The 7,832-nt window shown below is 43.5% G+C and carries 5 protein-coding genes; 3 read left to right on the top strand and 2 right to left on the bottom strand.

Annotated elements, in window-relative coordinates:
- Window positions 1-401 precede the first annotated feature (401 nt).
- Together WJR50_RS32015 and WJR50_RS32010 are read right to left on the bottom strand one after the other, a co-directional pair.
- Window positions 402-1,724 (bottom strand): dicarboxylate/amino acid:cation symporter, encoded by a 1,323-nt coding sequence (locus WJR50_RS32015; RefSeq protein ID WP_341297416.1) that lies wholly within the window; start codon window positions 1,722-1,724, stop codon window positions 402-404.
- 157 nt (window positions 1,725-1,881) lie between these two features.
- On the bottom strand, window positions 1,882-2,658 hold the full coding sequence (locus tag WJR50_RS32010; RefSeq protein ID WP_341297415.1) for an undecaprenyl-diphosphate phosphatase: 777 nt from the start codon (window positions 2,656-2,658) through the stop codon (window positions 1,882-1,884).
- Between the two features lie 267 nt (window positions 2,659-2,925).
- On the opposite strand from WJR50_RS32010, the gene WJR50_RS32005 reads away from it, so the two are divergent.
- The 3 genes from WJR50_RS32005 to secDF all read left to right on the top strand — a co-directional run bounded on the left by WJR50_RS32005 (window position 2,926) and on the right by secDF (window position 7,771).
- Window positions 2,926-4,350 (top strand): APC family permease, encoded by a 1,425-nt coding sequence (locus tag WJR50_RS32005; protein WP_341297414.1) that lies wholly within the window; start codon window positions 2,926-2,928, stop codon window positions 4,348-4,350.
- A 107-nt stretch (window positions 4,351-4,457) separates the two neighbouring features.
- A complete protein-coding gene (locus tag WJR50_RS32000) occupies window positions 4,458-4,799 on the top strand; it encodes a hypothetical protein (RefSeq protein ID WP_341297413.1) in 342 nt (113 codons plus the stop codon).
- Window positions 4,800-4,888: 89 nt separating this feature from the next.
- Complete coding sequence (gene secDF / locus WJR50_RS31995; RefSeq protein WP_341297412.1) at window positions 4,889-7,771, top strand: protein translocase subunit SecDF; 2,883 nt, start codon at window positions 4,889-4,891, stop codon at window positions 7,769-7,771.
- Window positions 7,772-7,832: the final 61 nt, after the last annotated feature.

Here is a 7,832-nt window from a genome sequence, read left to right as displayed (position 1 = left end):
CATAAACTTTTGAGTTTTGGTTGACCCAAAGTTTACGTCCTGACCTGCTCTTTTCAAAATTTAAACATGCTCTAAGTCTGTTATATCCACAAAATAATTTTCTCCAAGCGCTGCTTATTATCCCAGTGGTATGGTAGAAAGAAAGATGTAAAAATAGACATTCAACCGATAGAGGGAGAAGAAGTTTTTCAGGCTAAATTTATAACTATAGATTTTGCAGAACCTCGTTTGGTGAGAGATCAACATTAGAGTATACTATACGACATAAAGGCTACACTCATAAAATCAGATGCCCATCAAATGATATTACTTATACCAGATAATGAGCAATGGGTCAGATAAAGCCTGTCAAGAGTTAATAAAAACTATGACAAGGAATTGAATCTAGTAAATTTCAATGTCTAGGCAGACACTTTAGCCTGAGGATGAATCTTATCCTTAATCTTCCTCTTTAGTTCTATACTATCTATGACCGCAGCTACGGTGACATCACCGGTAATGTTAACCACCGTTCTGCACATATCAAGTATACGATCAACCGCCAGGATCAATGCAATACCCGCCACCGGTACATGAATCGCTTCCAGTACAATGATAAGCATGACTATACCAGCGCCCGGTACACCTGCCGTACCAATGGAGGCAAGGGTGGCGGTCAATAGTATCAAGAGCTGATCACCCAGAGATAAATCTATATTGAGCGCCTGCGCGATAAAAACTGCTGCTACACCTTGGTACAAGCTGGTACCATCCATATTGATCGTTGCTCCGAGCGGCAGAACAAAACTGCTTACTTCCCTGGAAATGCCCAGGTTTTCCTCACAGTTTTTAATGGTAAGTGGCAAAGTTGCATTGCTTGAACTGGTGGTAAATGCAAGTAACTGTGCTTGCCTGATACTCTTAAAAAAGGATTTGTAGCTAATTTTTGTAACAGAAAGAAAGATAGCAGGATAAACGCCTAAAAGAATCACCAGCAAGCCCAGGATCACCGTAGCGCTATACCACATCAGACTCATCAACAAGTCAATCGCCTTGGTGATATCATCTCCGGCTACCTCCACGATCAAGTTGCTGATCAGGGCAAAAACTCCCAGCGGAGCCAGAAGCATAATGAAATCTACGATTGTAATAATGGCATCATTTACTCCGTCAAAAAAATTTACCACGGTTTCTTTCTTCGCGTTGTTCATTTTGACCAGAGCAATACCAAACAGCATAGCAAAAAAGACGACTTGAAGCATCTGGGTGTTGGTAGTCAGGGCTTCAAACAGGTTTTCCGGTACAATATCCACCAGCGGCTGAAGTAAAGACTGATTTTCTACCTGGGATGCGCTTTCTACATTAGAGGTAACGTTTTCGGTATAAAGCTGCATCAGGTTATCGCGGGTATCCTGTGGCAAATGCTGTCCGGGCTGAATGAAATTTACCAAGAAAAGGCCTACCATGATAGCAATAGCGGTAGTGCATACATAAATGGCGAGGGTAAGCCCACCGATGCGGGACAATTTCTGAATATCATTCATGCTCGCTACCCCCACAATCAGGGAAGCAAGCACCAGGGGCATAGCCACCATCTTGAGCAGGGCGATAAATATTGTACCTATCGGCTGTATCAGATCTTTGGAAATAACTTCCGGCAAACCAAAATAAACGCTACCGATGCCCCAGATCAAACCAAGCAGCATTCCTAGCAGGATTCGGGCATGTAAAGGAATAGATTTCATATTTTTATAAAAAGGTAGATAGTTGTGTTGAATGGAAAGTGATGAAAATATATTTCAGTATGACGGGAGTTCTTCAGTTTGAAGCCTCCTTAAAGTAATTAGATCTATCATTTCTATATATTCAGATAAAGTGTAAGGTATATGTTTGAATGCTCTCCTAAAGTTGATAGTAATACCATGCTAAAAAGACACATCCGAGTAATACTCTGTAGTAGCCGAAGTATTTGAACCCGACCTTTGTCAGTATCCTCAGAAAAATCTTGATCGCTATCCAGGCAGTTCCAAAGGCGAGGATGAACCCTATGCCCAAGGAGATGATCTGTTCGTCAGTAAAGATGATCTCTGATTTTAACAGATCATATCCACTGGCCGCCAACATGGTAGGTACTGCCAACAGAAAAGAAAACTCGGCTGCCTGTTTTTTATTAAGTCCGTTCATTACGCCTCCGATGATAGTGGCTGCGGCCCTGGAAACTCCGGGGATCATCGCCAGGCACTGAAAAAACCCGATCATGAGAGCGTTTTTGATGGACAAAGCAGCGGTCTCTTCGTGCAGCGCTTCCTTCCCTTCTACTTTTTTGTCTATCAGTATCAACACAAGTCCCCCTACAAACAAGCTGGTCGCTACCACCAAAGGACTAAACAAATACGTTTTGATAAACTCATAGGCCAGCAGACCGACCACACCCGTAGGTATGAATGCAATGGTCAGCTTGAAGATTAATTTCCAGTTATTAAGCAGGCGCTGCGCATAAAGCCACACAATGGCCGAAATAGCACCCAGTTGTATAAATACCTCAAAGGTTTTCAGGAAATCAGTTTCCTCTATTTTAAGCAGGTAAGAAACCAAAATCATGTGACCAGTTGAGGAGATAGGTAGAAATTCAGTGATGCCTTCTACTATACCTAAAAGGATAGTGTCAATAATATCCATGCATGTCTATATGGAAGATGAGCTGATACAAATGATAAGAACTATTTTCAGAATTGTTACCAAATTAAATACCAAATTTAATGAATTGGGTAAAAGTTAAACGTTGTTTTTGGCTTGACAGTGTTATCACCAAAAATAATTTTTTTGAGAGCTAGAATTGAATTCAATGAGGTTCTATTTTTGATATATGTTTGCCCTGTCAGGGTGAGCTTTTGGTGCGCAGATATTTCGCTTATATAATGAAAAACAGACTTAAGAATAAGAAAAATGCCTAATTCTCATCAGTTGAGTCGTTCTCTGGGGCTCAAGTTAGTTATAGTGGTAGTCATCAGTAATATTATCGGCTCCGGAGTGTATAAAAAGGTAGCCCCTATGGCATTTGAGCTACAGTCGGCCCCCTGGATATTGCTTTGCTGGTTACTGGCAGGTATCATTACCCTTTTTGGGGCCCTAAGCAATGCCGAAGTAGCCGGTTTGCTGGCCAGTACAGGGGGTGAATATGCCTATTACAAAAAAATTTATAACCGCTTCTTTTCCTTCATGTTTGGCTGGTCGTCTTTTACGGTCATACAAACCGCAGCCATTTCTTCTCTGGCCTATGTTTTTGCCCAGTCACTACATAGTGTAGTAGACATCCCACCTTTACTAGCTGATTGGTCGGATGTGCGAATAGGAGGCGTTTTTTTTCCTTTTGCAGATTTCAGTGTCAAGTTAACGGCGATACTACTTATCTTACTTCTAACCTGGCTCAATACAAAAGGGATCGAAGCCGGAGCGGAGATGAGCACAGTGATACTACTACTGGTTGGTGGAGGTATTTTAGTGGTCATTCTTTTTGGTCTGGGGAAAGGATATCAAAATCTGGGTAGCCTGTTACAATTCAGCACCGAGAACGGAAAGGAAATCAGTGGCAGTCTCGTTTTTACCTCTATGATGTCAGCTTTCTGGGCCTATCAGGGCTGGGCAGCTATTGGCTATGTGGGAGGTGAGATCAAAGATGCCCATAAGAATATTCCCCGAGGCATCACCGTAGGTGTAATATCAGTCATTGCGATCTATCTGATGGTAAATGCGGCTTATCTGCTACTGTTACCGGTGTCTGAATTGCAGCAGATACACCAGTCAGACAATAAGATTGCGGCCATTGAGGCTATCAGGAGCGTTTGGGGGGCATATGGTGCCTTATTTATGTCGGTGCTTATCTTACTGACCACTTTAGGCTGTACCCATGCTACCATTCTGGCAAGTTGCCGCCCTTACTATGCAATGGCCAACGAAGGGATGTTCTTCCCCAAAGTGGGGCGACTGAATCAGGCCCAGGTTCCCGCTAATTCACTGCTCTACCAAGGAATGTGGGCGAGTCTGCTGGTCCTTTCTGGCACCTTTGATCAGCTGACTGATATGATTATTTTCGCCGTCTTTATTTTCTACGGTGCTACTACTCTGGGCGTATTTATTTTGAGAAAGAAGATGCCCGATGCATACCGACCTTATAAAGTCTGGGGATATCCTCTGGTGCCAGCCATCATGGTGCTCTTCTGTATCGTATTCTTTTTCAATACCATTATCAGCCGACCAAGAGAGGCAGCCATCGGCGTATCACTCATTCTTTCAGGAGTACCCATGTACTTCTGGTTTAGAAAAAGAAAGGACAATAGGGATACCAAAAAGAGTAAAAAGTGCTCAGTTTAGCATTACATGCCAAAGAATCTATGGTATGTATGATTTCAAAAAAAAATATTTTTAAGATATGTACAAGGTGTTAAACTTTTTCGTAGAATTGTCGTGATAAAAGCAAAATGATACAACTCAACGATATAAGGAACAGCATACTGGGTACTTTCGCTGCCCTCTTAATTCTGGCTCACAGCCTTTTGGCGATGGGGCTGCCCGCTCCTTATGTTGAAGGCAAACACCTGGACTCTGAAATAACCGAACTCAAACAGGAGGCAAGAGCTAAGGTCACTTTTGTTGAGCTGAATAGCCGGGTGCAAATTGCTTCTTTCATTGTATACTGGGTTGATAAGGTATTCGTAAATTTTGACCTTCCCGTCATTCCTTATCAAAACTGTACTACTTTCTTCGTAACCGCCTTCACGGTTAATCCATACTATTCTTTTACCAGCGCATTAGCTCCCTAGGGTTTCTGATCAATTCCTCAGTGTAGGTAGCTTTCCGATACCTACTGCTTACCTTTCTTTCTTATTATACATTGATCAGTTATAAAAATATGCTGAATAAAAATCTTATTGTCATTTTGACGATCATAGTGTCGTTGATATGCCTATACTCTTTGTCTTTTACTTTTGTTTCCAGAAACGTACAGCATCGGGCTGACGCTTACGCTACTACCCCTCAGGGTCTGATAGACACAGACAAGAAACAATATTATCTGGACTCTGTCTGGGAAAAACCCGTGTACAAGTTCCTAGGACTTCCCTTGACCTATAAAAATATCAAGGAAAAAGAACTTAACCTGGGACTGGATCTACAGGGTGGAATGTATCTGGTATTGCAGATATCTCCTCTGGAAGTATTCAAAGCATTGGCCAATGATTACCAGGGAAAGGAATTCCAGCAGTCACTGCAGGAAGCCGCAGCCCTGCACAAATCCGAAAAGGGTTCGTTTGTAGACCATTTTTATCAGGCTTACAAAAAGCAGGATAGCGAGGTACCCCTCAGTGCCATCTTTGCCAACAGTAGAAATACGGAGTTTATCTCCAGTAAGTCCTCTGATGCCGAGGTGCTGGTATATCTTGAAAAAGAGGTCAGCGAAGCAGTAGATAGATCTTACGAAATCATTCGCAACCGTATTGATAAATTTGGCGTAGCCCAACCCAATATCCAGAGGCTACCGGCTACCGAGCACATTCAGATAGAGCTGCCCGGTGTAGACAATCCCGAGCGTGTCAGGAAATTATTACAGGGTATTGCCCAACTGGATTTTCGTCAGGTAGTAGAACTTGAGGAAATGCTACCCTACTTGGAAGAGATGAATCGGCAGTGGGCTCTACAGCATCCACAGGAGACTTCTTCCGAATCACTGGTAAAGCAGGATAGTACCGGCCTGGAACAACAGCTATTGGAGCATAACCCTGTGCAAAATGATGTGCTGCCTATCTTCGCTTTGACGCAGGAGAACTACAGGCTGGTCTATAACCTTGCCGACACCGCCATCATCAACGCTACACTGCATGAACTGTCTGAAGCACAGCTGCTGCCCAATGATGTGGTGTTTCTGTGGCAGGTGAAACCTGAGCAGGATCAGGACTTACTGGAATTGTATGCCCTAAAGGATGGTAGAGGTCCGGTACAGCGTCTGGATGGTGAAGTCATCATTAATGCTTCGCAGAGTCTCGAGCAGGGTAAGCCTTCGGTCGAAATGCAGATGAACGTAGAGGGCAGCCGTAAGTGGCAAAAGATGACCATGGAAAACATCGGTCGTCGTATTGCGATTGTACTGGACGATCAGGTGTATTCTGCTCCGGTAGTACAATCAGAAATTCCCAATGGCTTCTCATCTATTTCTGGTAATTTTAGCATAGAGGAAGCACAGGACCTGGCCAATATTCTGAAGGCTGGTAAGATGCCTGCTTCGGTGCAGATCATTGAAGAGGCAGTAATAGGCCCCTCCCTCGGACAGGAAACCATTGCCCAGGGCATTGTGTCTATGCTGGCTGGTCTTTCACTGGTGTTGTTGTTTATGCTTATGTACTATAATAGTGGAGGTCTGGTAGCTAATATCGCCCTGCTATTCAACGTCTTCTTCATCATCGGGGTATTGGCCCAGTTCAGTGCCTCTCTGACCCTGGCCGGTATAGCTGGTATCGTACTTACCATCGGTATGTCAGTAGATGCCAACGTGCTGATCTTTGAACGTATCAGGGAAGAGCTACGAAACGGTAAAGGTATGCTCCAGGCTATTAAGCAAGGTTACGATAAAGCCTACAGCTCCATCATTGATTCCAACGTGACTACTTTTCTGACCGGGGTGATTCTCTTTACTTTTGGTACAGGTAGCATCAAAGGCTTTGCCGTAGTAATGATGATAGGTATTGTATCTTCCCTGTTTACTGCCGTATTCATTACCCGCTTGATCATAGAGTTTCTGGCAAAAAGAGGTAAGCTTTTAAGTTTTGACACAGTACTTTCCCGCTCATTATTCAAAAGTACATCTTTCCGGTTCATACAAAAAAGAAAGTGGGCATATGCTTTCTCTACCAGTCTGATCGTCATAGGCATGGCCTGTATCTTTTTCCAAAATGGACTGAACCTGGGGGTAGACTTCAAGGGGGGTAGAAGCTATATCGTAAACTTTGACTCTCCGGTAGCCGCTTCCGTGTTGAGAGAGGAAATGCTAGACGATTTTCAGGGCGCTGGTTTAGAAGTAAAAACATTCAACCAGGAGCAGCAGCTCAAAATCACGACCAGCTATCTGGCTGAGGATCATTCGGAATATGCTGATAAGCAGGTGATGCATGCCCTGGAAAACGGTCTTCAGCAGTTTGCAGGCGAAAATCCTGAAGTGATCAGTTCCACCAAAGTAGGTGCCACAGTAGCCCAGGATGTCAAAGATGGTGCACAAAATTCTATCATCTTTACGCTGATTGTGATCTTTCTCTATATTCTGATCCGCTTTCAGAAATGGCAGTACGGACTAGGCGCGCTGGTGGCGCTAGCGCACGATGTGCTCATGGTGTTCTCTGCCTACGGCATAGCCCGCGTATTTGGTCTGAACCTGGAAATAGATCAGGTTTTCATTGCGGCGATCCTTACTATCATCGGCTACTCTATCAACGATACAGTAGTGGTATTTGACCGGATCAGGGAGTTTGCTTTTAAAGGTAAGTCAGACATACTTACCGACTACAACCGTGCCATCAATGATACGCTGAGTCGTACCATTATTACTTCGCTCACTGTACTGATTGTAGTACTGATTCTCTTCGTATTCGGAGGTGAAGTGTTAAGAGGCTTCTCTTTTGCGCTACTTGTAGGGGTGATTTTCGGAACTTATTCATCCATATTCATCGCCTCTCCGCTGGCACTGGAGGTAATCGGCTGGAAGTCAAAATCCCGGCAAAATGATAAGAAGGTATTAAGCAAAGCATAATAAATAGCGTTTTCTCTCTGCTTTTCCTGAGGATAATATTTTATCCCAAGAGAGCATTGAA

Origin of the sequence: Catalinimonas locisalis (genome assembly GCF_038039535.1) — a bacterium.
Taxonomy (GTDB): Bacteria; Bacteroidota; Bacteroidia; order Cytophagales; family Cyclobacteriaceae; genus Catalinimonas.
This window is presented reverse-complemented; position numbering and strand designations above follow the sequence as displayed.

What these genes read in the sequence shown, in the direction of transcription:
- WJR50_RS32005 (WP_341297414.1), top strand. Translation starts at nt 2,926, where the DNA reads ATGCCTAATTCTCATCAGTTGAGTCGTTCTCTGGGGCTCAAGTTAGTT.
- WJR50_RS32000 (WP_341297413.1), top strand. Translation starts at nt 4,458, where the DNA reads ATGATACAACTCAACGATATAAGGAACAGCATACTGGGTACTTTCGCT.
- WJR50_RS32015 (WP_341297416.1), bottom strand. Translation starts at nt 1,724, where the DNA reads ATGAAATCTATTCCTTTACATGCCCGAATCCTGCTAGGAATGCTGCTT.
- WJR50_RS32010 (WP_341297415.1), bottom strand. Translation starts at nt 2,658, where the DNA reads ATGGATATTATTGACACTATCCTTTTAGGTATAGTAGAAGGCATCACT.
- secDF (WP_341297412.1), top strand. Translation starts at nt 4,889, where the DNA reads ATGCTGAATAAAAATCTTATTGTCATTTTGACGATCATAGTGTCGTTG.